Genomic DNA, 25,594 nt, shown 5'->3' with positions numbered 1-25,594 from the left:
ATGAATGAATAACTTAAAATTTTCTTTTTCTACTTTTTCATATAAATTAATACTCTTCATTTTGTTATATGTATGTTTATCATTACAAATTTAGTTTGACATCAAGTAAAAAAAACCATACTTTAGTAGGGTCTTTTATTACCCTAATGTTAAAAAAGTTAAGCTTCGTTTTTATTTTTATTAGCTTTTTATCTTGCAATAAAAATGTAAGTAAAGCATCTCATAACCTTTACAAAGAAGTTACTGTACTAAACAAAAAAAGTAACTCTTTAACTATAACAGAGGTTGTTGCCCTTTATAAAAAAGGAAATTTTAATATTGGTTTAGAAAACAAAGTTTTTCATCAGTTAGAAAAATTAGAAGCTACTTGGCTACATTTTAAGATTAACAACTTTAAGGATGACTTGTATTTTTCATTTTGGGGTGCTTTTTTAGAAGAAGGAACAATTTACCTATCTTATAATAATTCCGTAAAAAAACTAAACAGACTTTCTTTAAGAGACAGTAAAAACTATCAATCTAAATATCGTTTTCCTACTTGGAAATTACCCAAGACAGGTTACAATACAGATGTTTTTATAAGAATTAAAGATTCTAAAAGAATTACAAGCCTTAAATTATTACTATTTAAAAGTGATGAATTTATAAATTTTGCTCAAAAAGATTCAATAATAATTGGAGCAACTTTAGCTTTCTTATTAACACTGCTTCTCATACTAATTTTATTATTTATAGCTAAAAAACAATATAGTTTACTTTGGTATGCAGCTTATATTTTAGTGTTTAGTTTTGATTATTTAACAAATCATGGTATAGATTTACAATTAAAAATATTTTCTACACCAGTACAACATTCTATAAAAAGATTATTATTTCAATGTATTGGAGTTGTCTTTGCAGTAATATTCTACATTAAATTCTATCCTTATAATAAATCTACAAAATATATAAAGCAAATTTTTAAATTTATAGCACTTATATATTTGCTCTCTTCTCTTATTTTAAGCTCGTTTATATTGTTGGACAATATTTATATTCCGAAAATATTTATTTGGCTTCCTCAAAGGTTTTTAATGTTTGTTGTTATTATCCTACACTTTATTTTAATTAGAAAGAGAGTACTACCTTTTTATTTGGGAGTTGCATTTTTGCTTCCATTATTAGCATATACAAGGTTTTTATATGTAAACCCTAAATTGGATTTAAGCTTAACAGAATATTTTATTTTAGACAATCTCTTTTACTTTTCTTTAATTGCTGAGATGACTTTAATTGTTTATTATGTAATAAACCAGATTGTAAAATCTGAGTTTTTAGCAATTAATCTTCAAAAAGAAAATTTAGAATTACGCAACAGTTTTCAAAATAGTATTGTAGAAGTTGAGCAAAAAGAGCGTAATAAGTTATTAGGTAACGTGCATGATAGTTTTGGAGGATATTTAGAAGCTCTTAAAATTAGATTATTGAATAAATCTGAAAATACTCCTGAAAAAATACAAGAAATTTTAGATGCTTTCTACAAAGAATATAGATATTTATTAAATTCTTTGTATTCTCCTAAAATTAATTCTGAAAACTTTACAGAGAATTTAATTGATTTTTTTGAAAAAATAAATCAGCTTACTAACGATGCTATTAAACACGAATTATCTTTAGAAAATGCTGAAATACCCTCAGAAAAATGTGTGCATTTATATAGAATCATTTCTGAATTAATTACCAACGCTATTAAATATGCAAAAGCAAGTGAGATAAATATTAAAATTACAAATTCTAAAAATAAATTGATAGTTTTAGAGGTTTCCGATAATGGAATAGGGTTTGACGTGAATACTGTAAACCAAAATTCTTACGGATTAACAAACATTAAAACAAGAGTAAAAGCTATGAATGGAAAAATTAAAATAGATTCAGTTAAAAATAAAGGAACACAAATAATTATTAGCATTCCCAATGATGAGTAAAAACCCTATAAAAGTAGTAATTGCAGACGATAATCGGTTTTTTTGTGAAGCGCTTAGAGATAGTTTACAACAGCATACAGAGATAAATGTTATCACGTTTATAACTACAATAAAAGAAGTAATTCAGTTTACCAATAATAATGTTTTAGATGTATTAATATTGGATATAAATTTTAATGGAGAAAATTCTTTAGACTATATCCATCAAATTAAAGGAAAAAATCAATTTAAGATTATTACGCTCACCACTTTAAACAATAATTTTATAAAAAACAGGGCTTTAGAAAGTAGTGTTGATGTTTTTATTGGAAAGGATTCTGATCTTTCTAAATTTAAAAGTGTAATTATAGATTGTTATTATAAAACTGAAATTGATGCTATAAAAACAAATTCAAAAATTAGAATTGGAAACTTGGTTTTTACAAAAAGAAAATTAGTAGTTTTAGAAGCATTGTACAAGCATTCTGATAAAAAAGAAAAAGAACTTTCAACAATATTAAATATTACAGAAAGCTCTTTAAAATCTCATAAAAGAGAACTATTTGAAATTACCAATACAAAAAGTACTCCTGAATTAATTAAATTTGGAATACAAAATGGCTTAATTGTTGCCTAACCTAAAATTTGAGCAGCATGTGCTTTTGTTTTTACTTTTGTAATTACATCTTCAATTACCCCATTTTCATTAATAACAAAAGTAGTTCTGTGTATTCCATCATACTCACGTCCCATAAATTTCTTAGGTCCCCAAACACCAAAAGCTTCAATTACAGCTTTGTCTTCATCTGCTAACAAAGGAAAAGGCAATTCGTGTTTATCAATCCAATTTTGTTGTCTTTTTGCAGAATCTGCACTTGCTCCTAAAATAGCATATCCTTTTGCTAAAAAAGATTGATAATTATCTCTTAAATCACAAGCTTCTGCAGTACAACCTGGAGTACTTGCTTTTGGATAAAAGAATAACACTAATTTTTTACCTGTATAATCAGATAATTTTATAGTATTTCCTGCATTGTCTTTAGCTTCAAATTGCGGAGCTTTATCTCCTATTTTTAATGATGTCATAAATTGAGTTTAATATTTAAAATTCAAAGCTTAAAATTACGGATAAGTTAGCTAACTTTGAATATTAAATTTTGAACTTTAAATAAATAATGACCAAACAAGAAAAAGTCCAATTTGTAATTGACACATTGCAAGATTTTTATCCAGAAATTCCAATTCCTTTAAATCATAAAGATCCCTATACATTGTTGGTTGCAGTATTACTTTCTGCACAATGTACAGATGTGCGTGTAAACCAAATTACACCATTATTATTTGCGAATGCAGACAATCCATTTGATATGGTGAAACTGTCTGTTGAAGAAATTAAAGAAATTATACGTCCTTGTGGATTATCACCAATGAAATCTAAAGGCATTTATGGTTTATCTAAAATACTCATTGAAAAATACAATGGTAAAGTGCCACAATCTTTTGAGGGTTTAGAAGAATTACCAGCTGTTGGGCATAAAACTGCAAGTGTAGTAATGAGTCAAGCTTTTGGAGTGCCTGCATTTCCTGTAGATACGCATATACACAGATTAATGTACAGATGGGGTTTAACAAACGGAAAAAATGTGCAACAAACAGAAAAAGATGCGAAACGTTTGTTTCCAAGAGAATTATGGAACGATTTACACTTACAAATTATTTGGTATGGACGTGAATATTCTCCTGCTCGTGGTTGGAATTTAGACAATGATGTTATTACCAAGACAATTGGTAGGAAATCTGTTTTAGATGGATATTATAAAAATAAAAAATAGATACGAATTTCACAGATTACTTATTTTTTTGTAGAAAATTGTTTCACAAAGATTGGAATCCCTTCCCTTTAGAAAGGTTAAGATTGGCTTTAAAAAAAGCCTCAACAATGTTGAAGCTTTTTCCACTCTTAATTCAAATTCAATTCAATGAAACCTTTTGATTTGGTTTTTACAATAGTTAGCGATTTGGAAAAATTAATCAAAAATTGAACTGTTTCTTTTTTAGGTTGCATCTGAGTTTCAGACGACTTTTTTGAGTAAAGTTGCATCATATATACTATTTAATATCTTGGTTATAAAGTAGTAACGATGCTTTTTTTACTTTATTGTTAGTTTACTAAAATAATTTTATGTTTTTCTATTAATTTACGCATATTTATCAATGCATAACGCATTCTACCCAGTGCTGTATTAATGCTAACACCAGTGTTTTCACTTATTTCTTTAAAACTCATATCTTTATACATACGCATTACCAAAACTTCTTTTTGTTCTTCTGGCAACTCATTTACAAGCTCTCTTACATCATTATAAATCTGTTCTTGTATAATTTGCTTTTCTGCATTTAAATTACCATCACCTAAAACAGAAAAAATATCAAACTCATCTGTATTTTTAAAAGAAGGCATTCTATTCGATTTTCTAAAATGATCAATTACCAAATTATGAGCAATACGCATTACCCAAGGTAAAAATTTACCCTCTTCATTGTAATTACCTTTTTTTAAAGTTCTAATTACTTTAATAAAAGTATCTTGAAAAATATCTTCAGTAATATCTTTATTCTGAACTTTACTATAAATAAAGCTAAATAAACGTTGTTGATGTCTTTGTATAAGCACAGATAAAGAAGCTTCATTTCCTTTAATATAATCGCTTACTAAAATGCTATCAGAAATTGTTTTTGAACGTATCATAATTACTTTGAAGAAAAGCAAGTGGCCTTTCTTTTTATTATTTTGTTAATAATTTTAAAGTAATTTTAAGCTATATACGTCTAATTTTGTGTGATTTATGAATAACAAATATGTGTATTATTTTTCAATTCAACAAACTTTTCTTAAAAAAAATGTAAAATACTTAAATAAAAGTTCGTTTTTTGGTAAATTTATAGCTTATATTTTTGATACATGAAGACAGATATTTCTACCATAAATCCTAAGAAAAACATCATAATAAAAGGAGCTAAACTCCATAATTTAAAGAACATAGATGTTGTAATTCCAAGAAATAAGTTGGTTGTTATTACAGGACTTTCTGGTTCTGGAAAATCTTCTTTAGCTTTTGATACGTTGTATGCAGAGGGCCAAAGACGTTATGTAGAGAGTTTATCTTCTTATGCTCGTCAGTTTTTAGGAAAATTACACAAACCAAAAGTAGATTACATTAAAGGTATTGCACCTGCAATTGCAATAGAACAAAAAGTAAACTCAACAAATCCGCGTTCTACAGTAGGTACAAGTACAGAAATTTATGATTATATAAAATTATTATATGCCAGAATTGGTAAGACCTTCTCTCCTATTTCTGGACAAGAAGTAAAAAAAGACACGGTTTCTGATGTAGTGAATTTTGTAAAAAATTTCGAAGACAAAACCAAACTTTTATTATTGGCTCCGATTACAATTAATGAAGATCGAGATTTAAAAACTGTTCTGCAAGTCTTAGAACAACAAGGTTATGCACGTTTAAAATGGAATGATAAAGTGCATAGAATTGCTGATTTTCCTCAGAAAGATTACAAAAATGAACCGCTTTTTTTAGTTGTTGACAGAATTGTAACCAAAGATGATGAAGATTTTTATAATAGATTAGCAGATGCTATTCAGACTGCTTTTTTCGAAGGAAAAGGAGTTTGTTTTATAGAGAATTTAGCAGATAATAAAGTAACCGAATTTAGTAATAAGTTCGATTTAGATGGAATGTCTTTTTTAGAACCCAATACGCATTTATTCAGTTTTAACAATCCTTATGGAGCTTGCCCTACTTGCGAAGGTTATGGAAATGTTATTGGTATTGACGAAGATTTGGTAATTCCAAACACTGGTTTATCGATTATGGAAGACGCTATTTTTCCTTTTAAAACGCCTTCTTACATTCATTATAAAGAAGATTTAATTGATGTTGCCTATCAATTTGATATTCCAATTCATAAACCTTGGTTTCAATTAACAGAAAAACAACAAGAATTAGTTTGGAATGGAAATAAAAGCTTTAATGGAATCCATCACTTTTTTAAAGCTTTAGAAGAAAAAAGTTATAAAATTCAGAATCGTGTAATGTTGTCTCGTTATCGAGGAAAAACAAAATGCACCACTTGTAATGGCAAGCGTTTACGTAAAGAAACAGATTATGTAAAAATAAATGGCAAAACAATTTCTGATTTGGTAACACTTCCTTTGGATGAATTATCAGTATTTTTTAAAAATTTAAAATTAGATAAATACGAAGAAAAAATTGGGAAACGTTTGTTAACCGAAATCAACAATCGCCTTAAATTTTTAACGGATGTTGGTTTGAATTATTTAACCATCAACAGAACCTCTAACACACTTTCTGGAGGAGAAAGTCAACGTATTAATTTAGCAACTTCATTGGGGAGTTCTTTGGTGGGGTCTATGTATATTTTAGATGAACCCAGTATTGGCTTGCATCCAAAGGATACAGAAAGATTAATTGGTGTTTTAAAAAATTTACGTGATTTAGGCAACACAGTTGTAGTGGTTGAGCATGATGAAGATATTATGAAAGAAGCAGATTACATTATCGATATTGGTCCAGAAGCTGGAACTTTTGGAGGAAATGTAGTTGCTGAAGGAACCTTTGATGAAATTTTAAAATCCAATTCTTTAACAGCACAATATTTAAATGATGATTTAAGAATTGAAGTTCCAACAAAACGTAGAACATCAAAAAATAACATTCAAATAATTGGTGCAAGAGAACATAATTTACAAAATATAGATGTTACTTTTCCTCTAAATTGTTTGTCTGTAATTACAGGAGTTTCTGGCTCTGGTAAAAGTACGTTGGTAAAGAAGATCTTATATCCATCAATGCAAAAAAAAATGATTGGTTATGGAGATAAAATAGGACAACATACAGAAATAAAAGGAAGTTTCGAGAATTTAAAGCATGTAGAATTTATCGATCAAAATCCTATTGGACGCTCTTCTCGTTCAAATCCTGTAACGTATATCAAGGCTTATGATGATATTAGAGCGTTATTTTCGAATCAAAAATTATCAAAAATTAGAAACTACAAACCCAAACATTTTTCTTTTAATGTAGAAGGTGGACGTTGTGAAGTTTGCAAAGGCGAAGGAGAAGTGACCATAGAAATGCAATTTATGGCAGATGTACATTTAGAATGTGATGTTTGTAATGGAAAACGCTTTAAAAAAGAAGTTTTAGAAGTTAAGTTTGATGGAAAATCGATTGATGATATTTTAAATTTAACGATTGATGATGCAGTTACATTTTTCTCTGAAAACTTAGTTACAAAAATTGCAAGTAAATTAAAACCTTTACAAGACGTAGGTTTGGGTTATGTAACTTTAGGGCAATCTTCTTCTACACTTTCTGGTGGTGAAGCTCAGAGAATAAAATTAGCATCGTTTTTAGTAAAAGGAAACACCAAAGACAAAGCCTTGTTTATATTTGATGAACCCACAACAGGTTTGCATTTTCACGATATTCAAAAATTATTAAAATCGTTTAATGCGTTAATTGAAAAAGGACATTCTATTATTGTGATAGAGCATAATATAGAACTTATTAAATGTGCAGATTATATTATAGATTTGGGTTTAGAAGGTGGAAAAAATGGAGGCGAATTGATTTTCCAAGGAACTCCAGAAGAATTAGCAAGAAATAAAGAGTCATATACTGCTAAATATTTGGCAGAGAAATTGGTGTTTTAAAAAATAATAAGACCTCACAGGTTTTGAAAACCTATGAGGTCTGAAATATAAAATTTATAATATGCTCAAAAACCTAACAGACAAACAAAAAATAAACTACGTAAGAATTTTAGCAATCCTTGCAGTTTTGGTGTTAATGGTCTATGCTCCAAAATTATGGGTTACTATCAAAATATTTCCTGTAATTCCGTTGTTTGATTGGTTACCAATACCAACAGCTCCTTTCGATTATATTTTAGCTGGTTTCTTCTTTTTAATTCAGATTGTATATATTTTTCAGAATAAAAGATGGCAAGGTTGGACCATTATTTTGCTCTATCTTTTTTTAGCTTTGGTGGATCAAAACAGGCTTCAACCCTATTTTTATCAAAGTTTTTTAACCATTTTTGCCATTGAAATTTTCAATAAAAAAGCAGATGCAAGAAAAGTTTTATATGCAGTAATCCTCATCTTTTTTGCCACTTATTTTTGGAGCGGAATTCAAAAAGTAAACGAAGCTTTTTACATACAATGGTTAAGTGCTTTAAACAAACATTTTAGCTGTGCAGATAGTGTAAACACAGCTTTAATTTGCCTTCCTCAATGGTTTTTAAAGTTGTTTACCTACGCTGTTCCTTGGTTAGAAGCAAGTATGGGTGTTTTGTTATTGTTCAATAAAACAAGAAAATTTGGTGTATTTTTTATTTTATCTATGCATGCAATTATCACTTTTCTCCTATTCTATTTAGGTTATGGTTATAATGTGGTGCCTTGGAATATCCAGAATATGTTAAGTGTTGTTATTATTTTTTGGACCTTAAAAACCACAAATGCATTTGAGTTTTTCTTAAAATTCTTTAACAAACAAAAATTAGCCATTTTAGTTTTTACCATCTTTTTACCTTTAGCTAATAACCTTACTGGGTTTTATGACAATTTACTTTCTTTTCATTTTTTTACAGCAGATTTAAAATATTACAATGTGTTTTTAGATGAAGAATTAGAAGATGCGTTACCAGAACACATTCAGAAATTTTATCGCTTTGAAAATGGTAAAGCATACTTAAATATGAATGAATGGGCACAATACGATAACAAAGTTTTATTCTACCCAGAAGAAAGAATTATTAATTTTATGGATGTGTATTTACGCTCTTTTGCAGAAAACCCAAATAAAGTTGGGTTGACAGAATTGGTAGATTATAATAAAGTTATTAAAGAATAATATTTTTTGTCTTCATTAAAACATAAAATTTGTGAGTTTCTGGCAAAAATTATTTTAAATTAACGAATTCTAATTCACCTCTCACGAATTCTAATACTGCCAAAATTTAACTAACCTTCCTCGCTACTTTTACTGTGTATTAACATTTTAAAACGTAGAAATCATGAGAACATTCCTAAAAAAATCAGTATTTGTTACAGGTCTAATTGTATTAAGTAGTCCTTTTATCAGTTGTGATAAAAAAGAAGTAAAAAAAGAAAAAGAGGCAGTTGTAATCGCAAAGAACACACCTATTAAAGAAGAAAAAGAAGTTAAAGTTGTTTCAAGAAAACCAATTGTTTTTATAGCTGGCTTTGATAAAGGTAATGAAACCTTTTACTCGAATGCCAGAACCTATTTTCAAGAAAAAGGACACAAGGTAGTTGATGGCCAATATTCTTTAGAAGAAATTATTACTTGGTTAAATAAAAATGCCAACAAAAATCCTTATGGAGAAGTTCATATTGTAAACAAAAGCAATCCTTACAAAGGAATGAATTTAGAAACTATTGTTAATGGTGAAAAAATTACTACAGAAGCTCTAAGAAAAAGTATTACACAAGGTACTTTACCTTCTTTAAAAAACGTGGTAAATAACAATACCAAAATCGTATTTCATGCATCTGGACTTGTAGAGAATAAAGAGCTGTTAAAAACCTTAAAAGATGCACTTTCTGCTAAGAAGTTGCCAAAAGTTATTGCCTCTCCTTATTATACCATTTTTGGAGGAAAATTTGCCAATCATTATTTAGCACAGCCTTATTATGTGTTTTATCCAACAGCACAATCACCAGGGAAAACAGATTTATCAAAAGAAATTGCTAAAAAATATCCTGAAGAAAAAGATATTGATTGGTATGATGCACTAAATAATGAAGAAGAAAGATATGTGGGGGAAGCGTATACAACTCAGTTTTCAATTCCAATTAAATGGGAGTTTGGTTTCCATAATACAGATGATGAAATGCCAATATTTACAATGCAAGAAGAAGTAATGGATTGGATTGAACAGCAACCAGAATTAATGGTAGAAATGGAAAAATACAACATCCCTTTAGAAAAATTTAGATGGAATTGGAGTGTAAAAAACAGCACATTAGTAATAAGAGGAAGAACCACTGGCTTAGTTGTTTTAAAACCATTAATAAAACCTTATGGAGATTTAAAGCATATAGAACCAGATACCAGCAACAAGCGTTTGTATGCTATGAAGTAATATGGAATGGAAATTGTAGGTTGATAAACGTCATTGCACTAAATAAAAATAGTGTGATGGCGTTTTAATAAATATCTAAAATGATGTTGTAGTCCAAAATTATCTTTAATTTGTTTTTATGAAAAGTAACAACCTAAATAATAAAATTCTCAGTTGATAAATAAAACCGAATTTAAGTTTATATAAATCTACTTTAAAAAATTTAATATTCACTAATTTTGTATAAATGCGAAACGTTTTTAAATCCTACCTTTTTTTATTGTTGATGATGACTTTAAATAGTTTTTCTCAGCAACAAAAAATAAAACATTTTTCTACAGCAGATGGATTAACAAATACAGGTATAAACGATATTATACAAGACAAGATTGGTTATTTATGGCTAGCTACAGATCAAGGGTTAATTTCTTTTGATGGCGATAAATTTCAGAACTATCAGCTCCATACTTCTTCCAAAGCAAATACTCTTTTTACTAAAAATGACTCTTTATTAATTGGGCATCAAAAAGGCTTGTACCTTTATAAAAACAACATTTTTAAATTTTTAGGCAAAGAAAAAGTACATAAAATAATTTCTTTTGATTCTAAATTATTTTTAGCAACTCAACAAGGAATTTATCAACTTCAAAAAAATTATTTACAACCCTTACAAATTAATACAAAAATAGATTTCTTTCCAGTTAAAGATTTTTTGGTGACAGATAATGGAATTTATGTAGCAACAAATAAATCTCTTTGGCTCTTGGATCAGCTTATTAAACCTAACAAAATAGAAACTCTTTTAAATGATGAAATTGTATCTATAACAAAATTTAATGACAAAATATTTGTAGCAACTAAAAACAACGGAATCAAAATTATTCAACAAAACAAAGTCGTTTCTTCAATCATAACCGAAAAAAATATAAGCTCTATAAAACTTATAAATAACGAACTTTGGGTTTGTACAAAAGAAAACGGAATTGTAGTTTTAAATGCATTTAGATTATCTTTCAAAAGAAAAATTAATAGATACAATTCAACTATTTCTAACAACATAAATACAGTTTTTAAAGACAATCAAAGTTCAATTTGGATTGGAAGTTCTAATAAAGGTCTTTATAAATTGAACACAACTAAAAGTGTTTCTAATAATAAAAAACCTCAAATTTATTTAGAAAAAGTAGCTATTAACTATAGTAGCATTGCTTTACACAATAAGAAATTAACCCTAAAACCAAATGAGAATAATATTTCTATCACTTATAAAACTATAGATTTAGAAAACCCAAAAAACATACAATATCAATACAAATTAAATGATAATATTTCTCCTTGGAGTTCAAAAAACACTATTGAATTCGCCAATCTAAAATCAGGGAAATATCAATTTTCGGTTCAATCTAAAAAAGGAAAAAAATTAAGTAATAAAATCGAATTTCAATTTTATATAGAAAAACCTGTTTATGAACAGATTTGGTTTATAATATTATGCATTTGTTTGCTGTTTTTAATAATTGCTTTATTTATAGATATCCGACTAAAACAAATAAAAAAGAAAAGCAAAAAAGAAATAGACAAACTAAAAACAGAGAATTACTTATTAAGTTTAGAGCAAAAAGCATTGCAGTTGCAAATGAATCCTCATTTTATATTTAATGTATTAAATGGCATCAAAGCACTTGGCAATAATGGTAAATCATCAGAACTTAATACCACAATTTCTCAGTTTTCAATATTACTTAGAAGTGTTTTAAATAATGCTCGTTTAGAAGAAATTACCCTAAAGGATGAAATTGAAACTTTAAAAAACTATTTAGAATTAGAACAAAAAATGAGTTCTAAAGACTTTGAGTTTTCTATTAAAACATCGTTAAACAATATAGACACAGAAGAGATATTAATTCCGCCAATGCTAATTCAGCCTTTTGTTGAAAACGCTATCAAACACGGATTCCAGAAAAATACTAAAAGTGCAAACCTTACTATTTCATTTCAAATAAAACATCATTTTTTGTATCTTACAATAGAAGATAATGGTATTGGTTTGCATCAATCGCAAAATAAAAATAATAAAAAACATCAATCTGTTGCTTTGTCTTTAACCAAAGAAAGAATTGAAAACTTATCTCCTAAAAGCAGTTTTAAAATTGAGGAAATAATAATAAAAAATATAGTAAGTGGCACAAGAGTTTCATTTAAGATACCACTTAAAACAGATTTTTAACATCAAATATGGATAAACTTACAGCATTTGTAGTAGAAGATAATTCATTAGCATTAGAAATGTTGGTGAGTGATGTAAAGAAACATTATAAAGAAATACAGATTATTGGTACTGCTAAAAGCGTAATTGATGCAGCAAAAAAAATACAGCAACAAGAACCAGATATTCTCTTTTTAGACATTATGTTAGGAGATGGCACTGGCTTTGATTTGCTAGAAATTTTCCCAAATTTAAAATCTAAAATAATATTTGTAACTGCTAGTGATGCTTATGCTATTAAAGCTTTTAAGTTTGCAGCCATAGATTATATTTTAAAACCTTATTCAGATAAAGATTTGGCAAATGCTATAGAAAAAGTACATCTGCAAATTCAACCAGAAAAAGAGCAGTTAAATGTTTTAAAAAATGCCATTACAAAACCAGATAATACATTAGAAAAAATTTCTTTACACACTTCACAAAAAATAATAGTAACTACCATTTCAGATATTATACGTTGCAAAGCAGATAATAATTACACTACTTTTTATTTAAATGATGGTACTAAAATTTTAGTTTCTAAAACTTTAAAATTTTATGCAGACCTGTTAAAAGAAGTTGGCTTTAAAAGAGTACATCAAAGTCATTTAATAAATACTAAATATATTAAAGAGTTCATAAAGTCTGATGGTGGTTATTTAATTCTTACAGACAACTCTAATGTTCCTGTTTCTGTTAGAAAACGTGCAGAAGTTTTAGAATATTTTAAAATATAAGTACTTCACAAAAAAATAATAAAACAAGATATCAGGTGAAAAATTTCTTTTTTTTCACTAATTAAGATATTTTATTATTTATCTATTAAGAATAATAGTGCCATTATTTTAATAGATTTCTTTGTTTTTTAATTAAAAAAAAATGACTCATTAGCAGTTTTTTTTAACATCCTAATTTCTCATTTACCTAAAATTATACCTCACAAATATCGTTCAAATAGATTTTTTTTAGTAATTTTTTATGGTATTTACATCTTATTTTAGAGTATAAAAACTAATAAAATCATCAAATGTGTATTTTTTATCATAATTTGTGGTAAAAATATTTTAAAAAATTTTATATTTTAAAATAAATAATACAAATTATTACAAATCAAATAATTAAATATAATTATATCAATTAAAAGTTTAATAAAAAAATCATTAAAATATAGGTAAAATCATATAAAAATTGAAAATAAAATAAAATATTATCATCAAATGTGGTTTTTTTTATATATGTTTGTAATCCCCTATTAAAAAAAAAGTGAATATTGAAGATAAAAAAAGAACAGAAAGAATAGTTAAGGTTTTTAAAGATTCTGGATTAAACCAAAAACAGTTTTCGAAACTCATAGGAGTATCACAGCAATTGGTTAGTGCAGTTTTAAATTATACAAAAAAACCTAACGAAACGATCTTGCTTGGAATTATCGACAATATAAGTTCAATAGATCCAATTTGGTTATTTAAAGGAATTGGAAATATTAAAAAAGACTACAAATCTGTAAATGAAAATCGATCCCCTATAGATTATCATGTAAGGAAAGTAGTTAAAAACCAATTTGAAAAGATATCAATAGATATTTTTGAAAAATTGTCTAGTATTGAAAATTATGTTAAAAAAAACTGATTAGCTATCCCTATAAGGTTAATTTAATTTTTAAACACTTATTCAGTACATTTATTGCTAGCTCACCCCCTAATTAAGAGCATTTAAAAAAAGGCTTCACTTTATAAAGTGAAGTCTTTTTTTTTACGTGTTTGTCTCATCTTAATATGGAATTACATGTAAATATTCTCAGAAAATATACTAGGCTTAAAAAAATATTTTATCATTGGGTGAAAAATAATACCCTTTTCAACTTCGCTCAAGATAAACTTCTCGCCCTTTTTTACTATTTACAAACATTGTTACACAAAAAAAGCTCCTTATTTCTAAGAAGCTTTGTGTTTTGGGTGGAAGATGGGGCTCGAACCCACGACTTTCGGTACCACAAACCGACGCTCTAACCAACTGAGCTACAACCACCATGTAACTTGCGGGTGCAAATATAATTATTTTTTCTTTTCTTTTAAAAGAAAAAATTAAATTAATTTGTCTAAATTTTCTATAGCAACATAACGTTCTGTAGTAAAGCCTTCTGCATACTCTACTCCAATTAATCTCCCCAAATCTCTAGCCCTGTAATTAATACTGTCTATAAAATTTTTACTAGTTATTGGTGTTTCTGGTTCTTTACTTTTTGGATCGTAAAACTGAGAAGCATAAGCTAATACTGAAGCTGTTTTTTTCTCTATAAAATCTCCCACATTAACAACAAAATTAGGCTCTATATTTTTCCATTGTATGTAATGGTATACTTGTTTAGGTCTCCATTTTTCTTGCTGCTTCCCTTCTACTGCTGTTTGTATTTTTAATAATCCGCTTAAAAAACATGCATCAGAAACCAAACTACTTCCTTTTTGATGATCTACATGTCTATCATCAATAGCATTACACAACACAATTTCTGGTTGGTATTTACGAATCATTTTTATAATTTCTAACTGATGCCTTTTGTCATTTACAAAAAAACCATCAGCAAAACGTAAATTTTCACGTACTGAAACTCCTAATATTTTTGCAGCATTTGCAGCCTCTTTGTCTCTTAAAGCTGCAGAACCACGTGTTCCTAACTCGCCTCTAGTTAAATCTATAATACCAACTTTTTTTCCAGAAGCAACTTCTTTTGCAATAGTGGCTCCACAACCTAACTCTACATCATCAGGATGTGCACCAAAAGCTAAAATATCTAATTTCATAAAATATTTATTATTGTAATTTATGTTCATAACCCTATTTTTTAGAAACAAATCTGCTTCCTTTTTTAAAGAAAAAGAATTATTTTGAACAATAAATCATCATTTAAAACATCAAAAATAACCTTTTTAGAAACATTATTTAAAAGGCTCATATTTCTATTTCGATTTCGTGTTTCATTTTGTATAAATATTATCTTTATTTTTAGCAAATTGATAAAAATATATAGATGCTAAAAGGGATGATATATGTCATAAAACCAAGCAAACAATGGCATTAATTTTACTTACATAAACAAAACAAACTATTTTAAACAAAAAATTATGATTTTAATGCTCGTTATTTTAACAATTACCATTGGCCTATTTGTTTGGGGTAAATACTCACCAGATGTAATTGCACTTGTGTCTATGCTGAGTTTATTTTTATGCGGAATTTTAGATTTAAAAGAAACGTTAAGTGGCTTTAGCAATTCTACTGTAATTATGATTGCTGCTTTATTTATTATTGGTGAAGGATTATCTCAAACAGGATGGACAGCTTTAGCTGGTAAAAAACTAATTGAATTAGCAGGAAAAAGTGTTCCTAAATTATTGGTTATTATCACCTTAGGTTCTGGTGTTTTATCAGGTTTTGTAAGCAATACAGGTACTGTAGCAACTTTATTACCAGCAACAATTTCTTCTGCTTGGAGTATTGGTACAATGCCTTCAAAAATATTAATTCCTGTTGCTTTTGGGTCTAACACTGGTGGTTTATTAACATTAACTGGTACACCTCCAAACATTATTGCAAATAATGCTTTAATAGATGCTGGATATGAAGGTTTTTCTTTCTTTGAATTTGGTTTAATTGGCTTGCCTTTACTAATAATTGCATTATTGTATTTTAGGTATGTTGGTTTTAAAATATTACCTAAAAATAAAACAAATAACAAACCAGTTAATATAGATTCTACATTACATGAATGGATAGAAGCTTATCAAATTGATAATGATTATTACAGATTAAGAATTCGTTCTATATCACCTTTAATCAACACGAAATTAAGCGATTGGGATTTGGAAAACAAATACCATATTCATGTAATTCGTTTAAAAAGAAGACACCCAAATAGATTAAAAGGGACACAACCTTTTATAGAATTTCCAGAAAATGACACCTATTTAAAATATCATGATATTATAACTGTAAAAGGAACTACAGAAGATATTAATAAACTAATGATAAAGTTTAGATTGGGATTATTACCAAAAGAATCTGCAAAAACTGAATTAAGAACCAATTTAATAAATCAAGAAGTTGGGATGTCTGAAGTGATTGTAACTCCAAAATCTCGTTTAGTGGGTAGAGAAATTAAATTACAAGAGTATTTTAAAAGATACGATATCCAATTATTAGCAACTTCTAGACACAAAAGACCATATTTAGAAGATAAAATTACGGTTAATGCTGGAGATAGTTTTATTATAAGAGGTCCTTGGGAAAATATCGAAAAACTAAAAGAACAACATAAAAACATAGTAGTAGTTGGACGTCCTGAAGAAATGCTGAAAGATGTAGACGAATTAACACCAAAATCTTACATTGCATTAGGTGCATTAGTATTAATGATTATGATGCTGGTTTTAAAAATAGTTCCTGGATCTATTGCTGCTTTAATTTCTGCAGGTATTGTATTATTTACAGGATGTGTCCCATTTTCTAAAGCTTATAAAAGTATCAGTTTTACAAGTGTGGTAATGATTGCTGCTATGATTCCAATGGGAGTTGCCATTCAAAAAACAGGAGCAGCAGAAATGATTTCTAACTCTTTAATTAGTTTTTTAGGTAAAGACAACCCCACATTGTTATTAGCAGGTATTTTTATATTAACAACTACTTTTAGTCAGTTTATTAATAATTCTGCAACAGCAGTATTAATGGCACCAATTGTACTCTTGGCTGCAAATACAGTAGGAATTTCACCTGAACCTTTGTTAATAACTGTTGCTATTAGTGCTTCTACAGCATTTTTAACTCCAATAGGTACTACAACAAATGCAATGGTTATGAGTTCTGGTGATTATAAATTTATGGATTATTTTAAAGTAGGATTACCTCTTTTAGTCCTTTTTATAATTACAACATTATTATTAGTTCCAATTATTTGGCCTTTTTAAGTATAACTATTACAAGTTATTTAAAGCAAAGAATTTAATTAATTCTTTGCTTTTTTTATGGCTTGTTCTATATCAGCAATTAAATCTTCTGTTTCTTCAATTCCCACAGAGAATCTTATCAATCCAGCCTTAATTCCTCTTTCTAAACGCTCTTCTTCACTTAATAATGCATGTGTAGTTTGTGTTGGGCTTACAGTAGTACTTTCTAACCCAGCCAAACTCATAGAAGGTTTTATCAATTGTAAATTGTTTTGAAATTGCATAGTATCAATTCCTTTTGATAGCTCAAAAGATAGCATTGCACCAAAACCTTTCATCTGCTTTTTTGCTAAGTTATATTGTGGGTGACTTTTTAATCCTGGATAATAAACTCTGTCTATATTAGAATTACTTTCTAAATATTCTGCCATTATTTCCGCATTTTTTGTTTGCTCTTTAACACGCAAATTCAAAGTTTTTAAGCTTCTTTCTAATAACCAAACAGTTTGGTCGCTTAAATTTCCTCCAAAATTAATGGCTGTTTTCCAAATTTGCTCAATATGTTCTTTGGATGCAGCAATTGCTCCTGCAGAAATATCTGAATGACCTCCCATATATTTTGTGGCAGAATGCAACATAATATCAATTCCAAAATCGACAGGATTTTGATTGATGGGTGATGCAAACGTATTATCAATCATTGTTAAAATTTCATTTTCTTTTGCTAAAGCTGATATTGCTTGCATATCCGTAATTCCTAATAAAGGATTAGAAGGAGTTTCTATATATAAGATTTTGGTGTTTTCTCTGATTAAAGGCTTAAAATCTTCTACTTTATCAGATTCTGTAAAAGAATATTCGATTCCATATTTATCAAATTCAGAAACAATAAGATTGAAGGTTCCACCATAAATTACTTGCTGAATAATTATATGATCTCCTTTTTCTAAAAAAGCAAATAAAGCAGAAGAAATTGCAGCCATTCCAGAACCAAAAATCAATGCATCTTCCGTTTTTTCTAAAGCAGCAATCTTTTTATGCAGCATTTCTTGGTTTGGCGTGTTAAAATATCTTGGATAGCGTTTTACATCAACACCATCAAAAGCATAAGAAGTAGAAGGATAAATTGGCGAAACTGCTCCTTTAAATTGCTCATCTTTCACTTCACCAACGTGAACACAAGTTGTATTTATTCCTAGTTTTTTATTCATAATTAATTAGTGAAAAAGTTGATGAAAAATAATATTTTTTATTTTGTTCATACACAGAACAATTAAAAGTATCTTTTGTTTTTAAATTGATAACTTTAAATTTATCAATTACATATTTAGACTTTCTTTCTATGTCTAAAATTTTATATTTTTTTGAGTTAATTGTATTTCTGTAATTTTCAGCTTCATACCTCTTTATTTCCAATATAAAGTTTCTCCAACTAACTAAACCACCTTTACAAACACTTTTTTGTTGCTGTTTTATACTACCCCAAACTAATTCATAAATAGAATCATTTAATTCTAAGGCTTCCTTTTTTAAATATTTATCATATAAAGTAACCTTTTTTAAAGTATCAATTTCGATTGGAATATTCTCTTCTAAATCTTTAAAATTAATATTATATTTGACTGCTGGTACATCTATTTGATAATGAATTGTGGTATCTTTTAAAATCTTGCCTATCATAACAACATCAATTCCAAAAGTTCTTTTGTAACCATTTTCATATAAATCATCACAAGAAATATTATGATTTATTTCAAAAGGTAAATTAGAAATTTCTTTTTTTTTACAAGAAAAAAAAAGAAAAAAAGCAAATAATAAACAAATAAACTCTTTCAACTATTAAACTTTATTACATCAGCTAATTTAAGAAAATCAAATCTAAATCTTATTCATAATTTCAATATCTTCGTTTTATGATATCAGTTTTAATTGTTGGTAATGGAAATGTAGCAACACATTTGTATAAAGCTTTTCTAAAAGCTGATAAAGTTGTAGTTAAAACAATCAGTTCTAGAAAATTAGAAGCCATTCCAAAAGCAGATGTCACTATAATTGCAGTTTCAGATGATGCCATTGCAGAAGTTTCATCAAAAATTAAAAATAATTTTGTAGTCCACACTTCTGGAGCTTCTGCGTTAAATGATTTAAAAAACAACTCTAAAAAAGGTGTTTTTTACATGCTACAAACCTTTTCTAAAGAGAAAGAAATTAATTTTTCTGAAATCCCTTTTTGTTTAGAAGCAGAAAGTAAAAACGATTACAAATTGCTTGAAAAAATAGCAAAATCAATAGGTAATAAAACTTATATGATTGATTCTGAGCAAAGAAAAGCCCTACATGTTGCTGCTGTTTTTGTAAATAATTTTACCAATCATTTGTATAAAATTGGGAATGATATTTGCAGTGAAAACAATGTCCCTTTTGAAATTTTACAACCTTTAATTAAAGAAACTGCTGCTAAAATTGAAACATTACCACCAGAAAAAGCACAAACTGGGCCTGCAATTAGAAAAGATAAAAAAACAATTAAAAATCATTTAGATTTGTTACATAGCAAACATCAAGAAATTTATAAAACCTTAACAAAATCAATCCAGAATTCGGTTGATTAAATACATTTAAAATATCACCTTTAGCACAGTTTAAAGGTACCAAACTATAAAAATATATGGAAGTTAGTTACAAACAATTATTAGCAAAAATAAACACTTTTATTTTTGATGTAGATGGTGTACTCACAAACGGAATGTTAACTATTATGCCTGATGGCGAATTGGTAAGGCACATGAACGTTAAAGATGGTTATGCAATGAAAAATGCTTTAAACAAAGGATTTCGAGTTTGTATTATTTCTGGAGGAACTAATGAAGGTGTTAGAAACAGATTAGCAGCTTTAGGTATAGAAGATATATATTTAAGTGCTCATAATAAAATAAAACAGTATAAAGAACTTAAAAAAAAGTACAGTTTAAAACCAGAAAATGTTTTATATATGGGGGATGATGTACCTGATTTTCCTGTGATGGAATTGGTAGGTTTAGCAGCTTGCCCAAATGATGCTGTTAGAGAAATTCAAATAATTTCTAAATATATTTCTGATAAAAAAGGGGGTGAAGGTTGTGTAAGAGATGTTATTGAGCAAGTTTTAAGAGTACAAGGAAAATGGGAAGAAAATTTTGATGCAAGTTTATAAAAAATCAATTAGAAAAATAAACTAAAAAAAGCCTTAAAAGTTAAATTTATAAAAATTATATAGAGCATGAAAAAAGTAGTATTAACAGTTTTAATGGTAGTAGTAGCAATTTCTGTAAACTCACAAACCATTTTTGGAAAATGGCATTCTACTAATGAAGATACAGGAGAAGTAGATTCCGTAATTGAAGTTTACGAAAAAAACGGAAAAGCTTACGCCAAAATTATTGAAATAAAAAAAGAAGAAAGAAAAGATGCTGTTTGTACAGAATGTACTGGAGAAAATAAAAACAAACCCATTTTAGGATTAGATATTCTTACTGGTCTAGAAAAAGATGATGACGAATGGTCTGGAGGAAAAATTTTAGATCCTAGAAATGGAAAAATCTATAAATGTTACATCAAATTGGTAAAACCAGACAAATTAAAACTTAGAGGTTATATTGGAGTTTCTTTATTTGGAAAAACTGCTTATTGGACAAGAGCAAAATAGTATTTTTAATCATTATATAAATATCAAAATCAAATGAAATACAAAATTAAATTTAGCCTTCTTTTATTTTTTTCTTTAATAGCTTCAAACATAATGTCTCAGCAAAGTAATTATATAAAAGATTATCTAGAACGATTAGAAAATTCTAGAAAATATTTGATTTTAGTTGCAGAAGAAATGCCAAAAGAGAAGTATGATTTTAAAGCTTCACCAGAATCAATGACTTTTGCAGAAAATTTGATGCATATTGCCTGGGCAATGGATTGGCATAGTCAAACCTTATTAGGTGGTCGAAAAGCAAGAGATTGGAATACAGATACAGAACTAAAAATTGATGATAAGTCAAAAAAAGAAATGATTGCTGCGATTAATAAAACATTTGATGAAACTATAAAATTAATCTCCAAATTTGACACAAAAAAATTAGATGATAGATTGGACTATTTAGGTTTAAACAGAACAAAACGTCAAATTTTAATGTTGCTTTCAGATCATATTACAAATCACAGAGGGCAAATGCTTGTCTATTTAAGACTAAATGGACTAAAACCACCTAGATATATTTTATATCAATAATTATATAAATTTTTTGTATTTAATTCCTCTCTTCTAACATTGGTACAAAAGCAAAATCGCCTAATTCGTGCTTTTCAAATTCTTTGGCAGTTTTTCTGATGAAAAGCGTCATTATTTGTGTTTTATCTCCCACAGGAATTAACAACTTACCTCCTACTTTCAATTGGCTTAATAATGGTTTTGGCACAAAAGGTGCTCCAGCAGTAACTATTATTTTATCAAAAGGAGCTTGTTCTGGCAAACCCTTATAACCATCACCAAAAATAAACTTCTTAGGTTTATAACCTAATTTTGGTAAAAACAATGAAGTTTTTTTAAATAATTCTTGTTGTCTTTCTATAGAATATACTTCTGCTTTTAACTCTAATAACACTGCTGTTTGATAACCAGAACCAGTACCAATTTCGAGGATTTTTTCATCTCTTTTAACATCTAAAGTTTGTGACTGAAAAGCAACTGTGTAAGGCATAGATATAGTTTGTTCTGCTGCAATAGGAAATGCTTTATCTTGATAAGCATGAGATTCAAAACTGCTATCTATAAACAAATGACGTGGTATTTTACGAATTGCATTTAATACGTTTTCATCTTCAATTCCTTTTGCTTTTAGCACATTCGCTAACTTATTTCGAAGCCCTTGATGTTTAGAAGTATCTTTCAATATTTACAAATTTCTGAGTTCTAAAAATAGTAATAAATTGATATAAATAGGCATAAAATTGTATATTTGTTAGCGTTCGATTTTTTAATTTCAGAATACACACAAAAACAATTATTTATGTTAAAAGTTGGGGTTTTAGGTGCTGGTCACTTAGGCAAAATTCATTTGCGTTTGTTGCAACAATCAGAAAAATATAATTTAGTTGGGTTTTACGATCCTTCTAAAGAAAATGCAACCAATGTTGCCAAAGAATTTGGTTATACTTCTTTTAATTCTATTACAGATTTAATTGATGCTGTAGACGTTGTAGATATTGTTACACCTACTTTATCTCATTTTGATTGTGCAAAAAAAGCAATCGAAAAAGGACGTCATATTTTTATTGAAAAACCTATTTCTAAAACCGTTTTAGAAGCAGAAGCTATTAAAACTTTGGCTAGCCAATATCATGTAAAAGGTCAAGTAGGTCATGTAGAGCGTTTTAACCCAGCTTTTACAGCTGTTAAAGATATGATAGATAACCCAATGTTTATAGAAACACATAGATTGGCTGAGTTTAACCCTAGAGGTACAGATGTGCCTGTTGTGTTAGATTTAATGATTCATGATATAGACATTATACTTTCTGTTGTAAAATCTAAAGTAAAAAATGTACATGCTAGTGGAGTTTCTGTAATTTCTGATACTCCAGATATTGCCAATGCTAGAATTGAATTCGAAAATGGTTGTGTAGCTAACTTAACTGCTAGTAGAATTTCTATGAAAAATATGCGTAAGTCAAGGTTTTTTCAAAAAGATGCTTATATCTCTGTAAATTTTTTAAGTAAAGAATCTGAATTGGTAAGAATGAAAGACGTTCCTGAAAATCCAGATGAGTTTGCTATGATTTTACAAAATGCAGAAGGTGTTAAAAAACAGATTTACTTTGAAAATCCAGAAATAGAAAACAACAATGCCATTTTAGATGAATTAGAAACTTTTGCAGATGCAATTAATAATAACACAACTCCTGTAGTTACTTTAAGTGCTGGTACAGAAGCCTTAAGAGTTGCGCAAATGGTGATTGATTGTTTTTAGAGTAAGCTGGAAGTTGGAAGTTTGAAAAAGGAAATTGGAAGTTAAATAAATCAAAAAATATTTAAGCTAACCAAAAAGTTAATAAATAAGTGCGTTAAGGATAGAAACGACATCCTTTTTTACTGTCAGTTCGAGTAAATTTGTGAAGAATGAACAAATTTGTATCGAGAACAAAGTAAAAAAGATATAGTGGATAGCCTGTTAAAACGCCCAAAAATAAATTATATTATTGATGAAAAATATAGCAGTAATTGGTGCTGGAACAATGGGAAATGGAATTGCTCATACGTTTGCGCAATTTAATTATAATGTAAGTTTAATAGACATTTCTGAAGTTTCTTTAGAAAAAGGAATGGCTACAATTGATAGAAACTTAGGCAGAATGGTTGCCAAAGAAAAAATATCGGAAGCTGATAAAACCCAAACTTTAAACAATATTACAACATATACTTCTATAAAAGAAGGCGTAAAAAATGCTGATTTAGTTGTTGAAGCTGCTACAGAAAATGCAGTTTTAAAATCGAAAATTTTTAAAGAGTTAGACCAAGTTTGTTCAGAAAATTGCATTTTAGCAACCAACACTTCATCAATTTCTATTACGCAAATTGCAGCTGCTACAAATAGACCTGAAAAAGTTATTGGAATGCATTTTATGAATCCTGTACCAATTATGAAATTGGTAGAGATTATTAGAGGCTACAATACGTCTGATAGTGTAATGCAAACTATTGTTGATTTATCAAAAAAAATAAATAAAATTCCTGTTGAGGTTAATGATTATCCAGGATTTGTGGCTAATAGAATTTTAATGCCAATGATTAACGAATCTATAGAAACTTTATATAACAATGTGGCTGGTGTAGAAGAAATTGATACGGTTATGAAGTTAGGTATGGCTCATCCTATGGGACCTTTACAATTGGCAGATTTTATTGGTTTAGACGTTTGTTTATCTATTTTAAATGTTTTGTATGATGGATTTAAAAACCCAAAATATGCACCTTGTCCTTTATTAGTTAATATGGTAATGGCTGGAAAATTAGGCGTAAAATCTGGTGAAGGTTTTTATGATTACTCTGAAAGTAGAAAGGCTGAAAAAGTTGCTAAAATGTTTTCATAATTTTTTAATGATAAGAAGAATAGTACTCTTTCTGTTTTTTCTTTCTTGCTTTTATTTAAAAGCACAAGAAAATAAAAAAGGTATTTTTAATATTAAAAAAATTGGAATTCTCTACAACTATGTAGATGAAGATAATTTTATTTTTAATGATAAAGATTACTACTATACTTCCAACACAATAAAACTTCAAGCCTTTTACAGCCTAGGAAAATGGAAAGGATTTGATATTGAATTAATTGTACAACCACAAATACAAATCGCAAAGCATCAATTATTAAACCCTTTTTTTGTTACTCCTGATCAAGAAAATTTTAAAGCAAAAATTGATGAATTTACTCAATTAAAAACAATGCGTCTGTTTGCTTTTGAATTGGGTTTTTCTTTTTACAGAGAAATTTTTAAAAAATTAGATCTGCAAATTACTGCTGGATTAGGAGTTGCCACAATTAATAAAAGAACAGAAAGACTAGCCAAAGGTTTTACATTTATAGAAAATGCTTCTCTTGGGTTTAATTATAAATTTCTAGATAAAACAAATTTATATATAGGTTCTAATGTTGGGCATATTTCTAATTTAGACACAAAAAAACCTAACAATGGTTATACATTCTTAGGTTTTGAAATTGGTATTTCTTATCACTTAAAATAATTACCTATTAAAGGTTTTTATTTGCCTAACCATGAGTTTAACATCCAAATGGTTTTTTCTTGCTCAGCAATAAAATCGCTCATCATAGAGTTTGTTCCTTCATCATTTGCTTTGTCAGATGCTTCTAAAATTACTCTTTCTATTTTTAATAATTCTGAAAGCGAATTTACAACCAACTCTACACCTTCTACATCATTAGAAATGTTTTTACCAACTGGTACAGAAGCTTTTTCTATATAATCAGAAAAAGTGTGTAATGGTTTACCTTGTAACGTTAAAATACGTTCTGCAATCTCATCTATCTTAACTTGAGAGTCTGTATAAAACTCTTCGAATTTTACATGCAATTCAAAAAAGTTTTTCCCTTTAATATTCCAGTGCAAACCTCTTAAATTTTGATAATAAATTTGAAAATTTGATAACAATCCATTTAAATTATCAACTATATTTGCACTCTCGTTTTTATCTAATCCTAATATATTATTCATTTTTTTAAAATTTTGAA

24 protein-coding genes and 1 tRNA gene are annotated in these 25,594 nt (G+C 27.9%); 17 read left to right on the top strand and 8 right to left on the bottom strand.

Annotated elements, in window-relative coordinates; translation table 11 throughout:
• Nucleotides 1–146: 146 nt before the first annotated feature.
• Nucleotides 147–1,964 (top strand): ATP-binding protein, encoded by a 1,818-nt coding sequence (locus ACY2RW_RS12530; protein ID WP_490123066.1) that lies wholly within the window; start codon nt 147–149, stop codon nt 1,962–1,964.
• Nucleotides 1,954–2,580, top strand: a complete 627-nt coding sequence (locus ACY2RW_RS12525; RefSeq protein WP_490123065.1) for a response regulator — start codon at nt 1,954–1,956, stop codon at nt 2,578–2,580. The genes ACY2RW_RS12530 and ACY2RW_RS12525 overlap by 11 nt, the downstream gene beginning before the upstream one ends.
• Here ACY2RW_RS12525 and bcp read toward each other — a convergent pair.
• Nucleotides 2,577–3,029 carry a thioredoxin-dependent thiol peroxidase gene (bcp, locus tag ACY2RW_RS12520; RefSeq protein ID WP_490123064.1) on the bottom strand — a complete coding sequence of 151 codons (453 nt, stop codon included), beginning with the start codon at nt 3,027–3,029 and terminating at the stop codon, nt 2,577–2,579. The genes ACY2RW_RS12525 and bcp overlap by 4 nt on opposite strands.
• Nucleotides 3,030–3,118: 89 nt before the next feature.
• Between bcp and ACY2RW_RS12515 the strand changes: the two genes are divergently transcribed.
• Entirely contained in the window at nt 3,119–3,775 is a 657-nt protein-coding gene (locus tag ACY2RW_RS12515; RefSeq protein ID WP_490123063.1) for an endonuclease III domain-containing protein, read from the top strand.
• A 329-nt stretch (nt 3,776–4,104) separates the two neighbouring features.
• On the opposite strand, the gene ACY2RW_RS12510 is transcribed toward ACY2RW_RS12515, so the two are convergent.
• On the bottom strand, nt 4,105–4,692 hold the full coding sequence (locus ACY2RW_RS12510; RefSeq protein ID WP_490123062.1) for an RNA polymerase sigma factor: 588 nt from the start codon (nt 4,690–4,692) through the stop codon (nt 4,105–4,107).
• A gap of 213 nt (nt 4,693–4,905) precedes the next feature.
• On the opposite strand from ACY2RW_RS12510, the gene uvrA reads away from it, so the two are divergent.
• The 6 genes from uvrA to ACY2RW_RS12480 all read left to right on the top strand — a co-directional run bounded on the left by uvrA (nt 4,906) and on the right by ACY2RW_RS12480 (nt 14,010).
• Nucleotides 4,906–7,698: an excinuclease ABC subunit UvrA gene (uvrA, locus tag ACY2RW_RS12505; protein ID WP_490123061.1), complete on the top strand. Its 2,793-nt coding sequence runs from the start codon at nt 4,906–4,908 to the stop codon at nt 7,696–7,698.
• A 61-nt stretch (nt 7,699–7,759) separates the two neighbouring features.
• Nucleotides 7,760–8,902 (top strand): hypothetical protein, encoded by a 1,143-nt coding sequence (locus ACY2RW_RS12500; RefSeq protein WP_490123060.1) that lies wholly within the window; start codon nt 7,760–7,762, stop codon nt 8,900–8,902.
• Nucleotides 8,903–9,065: 163 nt separating this feature from the next.
• On the top strand, nt 9,066–10,157 hold the full coding sequence (locus tag ACY2RW_RS12495) for a hypothetical protein (RefSeq protein ID WP_490123059.1): 1,092 nt from the start codon (nt 9,066–9,068) through the stop codon (nt 10,155–10,157).
• Between the two features lie 265 nt (nt 10,158–10,422).
• Complete coding sequence (locus ACY2RW_RS12490) at nt 10,423–12,363, top strand: histidine kinase (RefSeq protein WP_490123058.1); 1,941 nt, start codon at nt 10,423–10,425, stop codon at nt 12,361–12,363.
• A gap of 8 nt (nt 12,364–12,371) precedes the next feature.
• Nucleotides 12,372–13,118, top strand: a complete 747-nt coding sequence (locus ACY2RW_RS12485; RefSeq protein WP_490123057.1) for a LytR/AlgR family response regulator transcription factor — start codon at nt 12,372–12,374, stop codon at nt 13,116–13,118.
• A 526-nt stretch (nt 13,119–13,644) separates the two neighbouring features.
• The gene (locus tag ACY2RW_RS12480) at nt 13,645–14,010 is read left to right on the top strand and encodes a helix-turn-helix domain-containing protein (RefSeq protein WP_490123056.1); all 366 of its coding nucleotides are present in this window, start codon (nt 13,645–13,647) and stop codon (nt 14,008–14,010) included.
• Nucleotides 14,011–14,334: 324 nt separating this feature from the next.
• On the opposite strand, the gene ACY2RW_RS12475 is transcribed toward ACY2RW_RS12480, so the two are convergent.
• Nucleotides 14,335–14,410 (bottom strand) — tRNA-His (locus ACY2RW_RS12475).
• Nucleotides 14,411–14,465: 55 nt separating this feature from the next.
• Nucleotides 14,466–15,182, bottom strand: coding sequence for a bacillithiol biosynthesis deacetylase BshB1 (gene bshB1 / locus ACY2RW_RS12470; RefSeq protein ID WP_490123118.1), 717 nt, complete (start codon nt 15,180–15,182; stop codon nt 14,466–14,468).
• A 321-nt stretch (nt 15,183–15,503) separates the two neighbouring features.
• On the opposite strand from bshB1, the gene ACY2RW_RS12465 reads away from it, so the two are divergent.
• Nucleotides 15,504–17,342, top strand: a complete 1,839-nt coding sequence (locus tag ACY2RW_RS12465; RefSeq protein WP_490123055.1) for an SLC13 family permease — start codon at nt 15,504–15,506, stop codon at nt 17,340–17,342.
• 38 nt (nt 17,343–17,380) lie between these two features.
• Here the strand turns inward: ACY2RW_RS12465 and ACY2RW_RS12460 are convergent, their stop codons facing one another.
• Both ACY2RW_RS12460 and ACY2RW_RS12455 read right to left on the bottom strand, forming a co-directional pair.
• Nucleotides 17,381–18,532 (bottom strand): trans-sulfuration enzyme family protein, encoded by a 1,152-nt coding sequence (locus tag ACY2RW_RS12460; RefSeq protein ID WP_490123054.1) that lies wholly within the window; start codon nt 18,530–18,532, stop codon nt 17,381–17,383.
• Nucleotides 18,525–19,157: a hypothetical protein gene (locus ACY2RW_RS12455; protein WP_490123053.1), complete on the bottom strand. Its 633-nt coding sequence runs from the start codon at nt 19,155–19,157 to the stop codon at nt 18,525–18,527. The genes ACY2RW_RS12460 and ACY2RW_RS12455 overlap by 8 nt, the downstream gene beginning before the upstream one ends.
• Before the next feature lie 77 nt (nt 19,158–19,234).
• Here ACY2RW_RS12455 and ACY2RW_RS12450 point away from each other — a divergent pair, with 77 nt between their 5' ends.
• The 4 genes from ACY2RW_RS12450 to ACY2RW_RS12435 all read left to right on the top strand — a co-directional run bounded on the left by ACY2RW_RS12450 (nt 19,235) and on the right by ACY2RW_RS12435 (nt 21,582).
• Complete coding sequence (locus ACY2RW_RS12450) at nt 19,235–19,933, top strand: Rossmann-like and DUF2520 domain-containing protein (protein WP_490123052.1); 699 nt, start codon at nt 19,235–19,237, stop codon at nt 19,931–19,933.
• A gap of 56 nt (nt 19,934–19,989) precedes the next feature.
• On the top strand, nt 19,990–20,514 hold the full coding sequence (locus tag ACY2RW_RS12445; RefSeq protein WP_490123051.1) for a KdsC family phosphatase: 525 nt from the start codon (nt 19,990–19,992) through the stop codon (nt 20,512–20,514).
• Between the two features lie 66 nt (nt 20,515–20,580).
• The gene (locus ACY2RW_RS12440) at nt 20,581–21,006 is read left to right on the top strand and encodes a DUF2147 domain-containing protein (protein WP_490123050.1); all 426 of its coding nucleotides are present in this window, start codon (nt 20,581–20,583) and stop codon (nt 21,004–21,006) included.
• A gap of 33 nt (nt 21,007–21,039) precedes the next feature.
• Nucleotides 21,040–21,582 carry a DinB family protein gene (locus ACY2RW_RS12435; protein ID WP_490123049.1) on the top strand — a complete coding sequence of 181 codons (543 nt, stop codon included), beginning with the start codon at nt 21,040–21,042 and terminating at the stop codon, nt 21,580–21,582.
• Between the two features lie 19 nt (nt 21,583–21,601).
• Here ACY2RW_RS12435 and ACY2RW_RS12430 read toward each other — a convergent pair whose 3' ends face one another.
• Nucleotides 21,602–22,243 (bottom strand): protein-L-isoaspartate(D-aspartate) O-methyltransferase, encoded by a 642-nt coding sequence (locus ACY2RW_RS12430; protein ID WP_490123048.1) that lies wholly within the window; start codon nt 22,241–22,243, stop codon nt 21,602–21,604.
• A gap of 117 nt (nt 22,244–22,360) precedes the next feature.
• Here ACY2RW_RS12430 and ACY2RW_RS12425 point away from each other — a divergent pair, with 117 nt between their 5' ends.
• The 3 genes from ACY2RW_RS12425 (at nt 22,361) to ACY2RW_RS12415 (ending at nt 25,089) form a co-directional block, all read left to right on the top strand.
• Nucleotides 22,361–23,320, top strand: a complete 960-nt coding sequence (locus ACY2RW_RS12425) for a Gfo/Idh/MocA family protein (protein WP_490123117.1) — start codon at nt 22,361–22,363, stop codon at nt 23,318–23,320.
• Between the two features lie 232 nt (nt 23,321–23,552).
• Nucleotides 23,553–24,440, top strand: coding sequence for a 3-hydroxyacyl-CoA dehydrogenase family protein (locus ACY2RW_RS12420; RefSeq protein WP_490123047.1), 888 nt, complete (start codon nt 23,553–23,555; stop codon nt 24,438–24,440).
• 7 nt (nt 24,441–24,447) lie between these two features.
• Nucleotides 24,448–25,089 (top strand): acyloxyacyl hydrolase, encoded by a 642-nt coding sequence (locus ACY2RW_RS12415; protein WP_490123046.1) that lies wholly within the window; start codon nt 24,448–24,450, stop codon nt 25,087–25,089.
• A 17-nt stretch (nt 25,090–25,106) separates the two neighbouring features.
• On the opposite strand, the gene ACY2RW_RS12410 is transcribed toward ACY2RW_RS12415, so the two are convergent.
• Entirely contained in the window at nt 25,107–25,577 is a 471-nt protein-coding gene (locus ACY2RW_RS12410; protein WP_490123045.1) for a Dps family protein, read from the bottom strand.
• Nucleotides 25,578–25,594: the final 17 nt, after the last annotated feature.

This window comes from Polaribacter sp. 2305UL8-11 (genome assembly GCF_058147165.1).
This window is presented reverse-complemented; position numbering and strand designations above follow the sequence as displayed.